Annotated in this window: 5 protein-coding genes; 1 reads left to right on the forward strand and 4 read right to left on the reverse strand. The window is 43.0% G+C overall.

What is annotated here, in order from left to right:
* The 4 genes from VF500_RS29235 to VF500_RS29250 all read right to left on the reverse strand — a co-directional run.
* Window positions 1-188, reverse strand: a 188-nt coding sequence (locus tag VF500_RS29235) for a hypothetical protein (RefSeq protein ID WP_330863041.1), incomplete at its 3' end; no start/stop codon positions are given.
* The gene (locus tag VF500_RS29240) at window positions 178-591 is read right to left on the reverse strand and encodes an FtsL-like putative cell division protein (RefSeq protein ID WP_121231738.1); all 414 of its coding nucleotides are present in this window, start codon (window positions 589-591) and stop codon (window positions 178-180) included. The genes VF500_RS29240 and VF500_RS29235, both read right to left, overlap by 11 nt.
* On the reverse strand, window positions 588-1,490 hold the full coding sequence (gene rsmH, locus VF500_RS29245; protein ID WP_330863042.1) for a 16S rRNA (cytosine(1402)-N(4))-methyltransferase RsmH: 903 nt from the start codon (window positions 1,488-1,490) through the stop codon (window positions 588-590). Before rsmH ends, VF500_RS29240 begins: the two co-directional genes overlap by 4 nt.
* Window positions 1,487-1,948 (reverse strand): division/cell wall cluster transcriptional repressor MraZ, encoded by a 462-nt coding sequence (locus tag VF500_RS29250; protein ID WP_330863043.1) that lies wholly within the window; start codon window positions 1,946-1,948, stop codon window positions 1,487-1,489. The genes rsmH and VF500_RS29250 overlap by 4 nt, the downstream gene beginning before the upstream one ends.
* Before the next feature lie 317 nt (window positions 1,949-2,265).
* Between VF500_RS29250 and VF500_RS29255 the strand changes: the two genes are divergently transcribed.
* A partial coding sequence (locus VF500_RS29255) for a hypothetical protein (protein ID WP_330863044.1) occupies window positions 2,266-2,448 on the forward strand: 183 nt, incomplete at its 3' end.

Genomic DNA, 2,448 nt, shown 5'->3' on the forward strand with positions numbered 1-2,448 from the left:
GAAAAAATATTCCCCCTCGCTGCTTCAACAGTTTGGTATTGCGCCGAAAGATCAGCAGCCATAGCTTTCCATTTATCGCCCTGAACGAATTGCAGACGACAAAGCTGCACGGTAACAGCAATTGCCAAAAGCAACACAAGCCCGAAGGCTAAATAAACCCTGGCCAGTATGTTAGTCCTAATTCCCATCAGAAACCTCCTTTACTGTTATTTTTCCTGGCGGATCAACCGATTGACTCAGGCCCAATGTATCTGCACGCTTAGCAACTTCGGTAAGCGTACTTTTAAATGCCATATCAGCCTTTGTCGATTTATAATCCCAGCCCAGTTCTTTAACTTCTTTGGTAAGCGCGTCAATCTCCCTTACCGATTTTTCGGCAAAGTGCATATTACCAATGTACACCATACCTAAAAAGGCCAAAAACAAAACAAAAGGCAAAGCATTGGTAGCCCTCTCCGTAGTGAGAAAGCCTTTGGTAAAAAGCTGTGTAAAAAAGTTATCGGGCAGTTCCCTTGCAGGTCTTTGCCTTTCTTCAATAACCTCCTCAACTTCTTCCTCTTCCTGAATTTCTGTACGTAAACGATTGGTCATTTTTTTACAGCTATTCTTAACTTAGCGCTCCGTGCCCTGTTATTATTGGTTATCTCCTCTGCCGATGCTGTTACAGCCCCGCGGCTTACAGCATCAAGCGGTTTATTATCGTTTCCATAAAGGTCTTTCTCCACCTCGCCGCTGAACTTGCCTTTGGCGATGAAGTTTTTTACCAGCCTGTCTTCAAGCGAGTGATATGACATCACCACCAGCCTACCCCCAACACCTAAAACCTCGGCCGACTGCATTAAAAAATCCTTTAATGCTTCCAGCTCCTGGTTAACCTCTATTCTTAATGCCTGGAACACTTGTGCCAGGTATTTATTTTCTTTTCCTTTTGGGATGCGGTTACTGATCACATTTTTCAGATCAGCAATGGTCACTATCGAAGCATTTAACCTTGCGGTAGCAATAGTTTCGGCCAGTGATTTGGCATTTTGAATTTCTCCGTAAATGCCGAAGATCCGGTGCAGGTCGGCAACCGGATAATTATTTACCACATCCTTAGCAGTCAGCTCGCCCAACTGGTTCATGCGCATATCCAACTCGGCATCAAACCGGATGGAAAAGCCACGATCGGCCTCATCAAACTGGTGTGAAGACACACCGAGATCGGCCAGGATCCCGTTCACGGGTATAGCCCCATGTAAACGGCAAAAGTTCTTGAGATACCTGAAATTCTGGTCTACAAAAACAAACCGTTCATCATCAATTATATTCCGTTGCGCATCGGCATCCTGATCAAAAGCAATCAGTCTGCCCTTAGGCCCCAAATGCTTCAAAATCTCCCGCGAATGCCCGCCGCCGCCAAAAGTCACATCCACATAAGTACCATCCGGATCAATATTCAGCCCCTCAATGCATTCCTTCAGCATTACCGGTACATGGTACTCACTCATTCCTGCTCCTTACTTTTACCACCCATTACTTTTTTTGCCAGCGCGCTAAAGCTTTTTGGCTCATCGTCCATCAGCTTACGGTGCGCTTCAGCATCCCAAACTTCAATTTTATTTAACTGGCAAGCCAGTACTACATCACCTTTTATACCCGCATACTCCAACAGGAATTTTGGCAACAATACCCGCCCAGCAGCGTCAGGCATAAGCTCGGTGGCGCCGCGGGTAAAATATCGTATAAAGGCTATATTATCCTCTTCGTATTCATTAAGTTTGCTCAAATCTTCAAGTCGTTTATCCCATTCCTTTTTAGTGTATATGACAAGGTATTTTTCAAACCCGCGATTGATCACCAGGCCTTCAGATTCCAGTTCAGGAAGCTTTTTTTTAAGGCCAGCCGGTATCATCATCCTAAATTTAGGATCAAGCTTACACTCAAATTCACCGGTTAAAAACGACATTGTATGACTTGGGCAATTTTGTAACGTAAAAGTAAATACTTTTACCACTTCTTACCACTTTCCCCCACTAAAAGTTTTCAACAATTTTTAGCGGGTACTGTTTTATATTTTTTGAAGATTTTCCAAGATCTCCACTCCGACAAAAACAACTAATAAACAAGTAGTTAAGGCAACTATCAGCTATAAATTCTGAATCATAAAAAAGTGGGAGAAAAAACCATTTATTGCAGAGCCGTCGCTTTCATAAACTACAACTACTTAACCAGGTGTGGGGTACTAATATTTTGTATATTAAGCCGTTGAACTTAACAAACTACATGTATACCTATAAATACAAAGAGTTGGCCTCAGCCTTATACGAAGCCCTCATCCCTGACCCATTTTACATAGAATTGTTACGGGATATTCCGGGCGGCGAGCAGAAAAAGCAGGAAATACTAATGAGGTATATGGATTACTCTATGAAAGAATGCGAAGAGTACGGCCGGTTAACTATTACT

Source organism: Mucilaginibacter sp. (assembly GCF_036383575.1).
Taxonomy (GTDB): Bacteria; Bacteroidota; Bacteroidia; order Sphingobacteriales; family Sphingobacteriaceae; genus Mucilaginibacter.

Bases quoted from the DNA above. Each gene is read 5' to 3' on its own strand.
- VF500_RS29240 (WP_121231738.1), bottom strand. From the start codon at position 591: ATGACCAATCGTTTACGTACAGAAATTCAGGAAGAGGAAGAAGTTGAG.
- VF500_RS29250 (WP_330863043.1), bottom strand. From the start codon at position 1,948: ATGTCGTTTTTAACCGGTGAATTTGAGTGTAAGCTTGATCCTAAATTT.
- rsmH (WP_330863042.1), bottom strand. From the start codon at position 1,490: ATGAGTGAGTACCATGTACCGGTAATGCTGAAGGAATGCATTGAGGGG.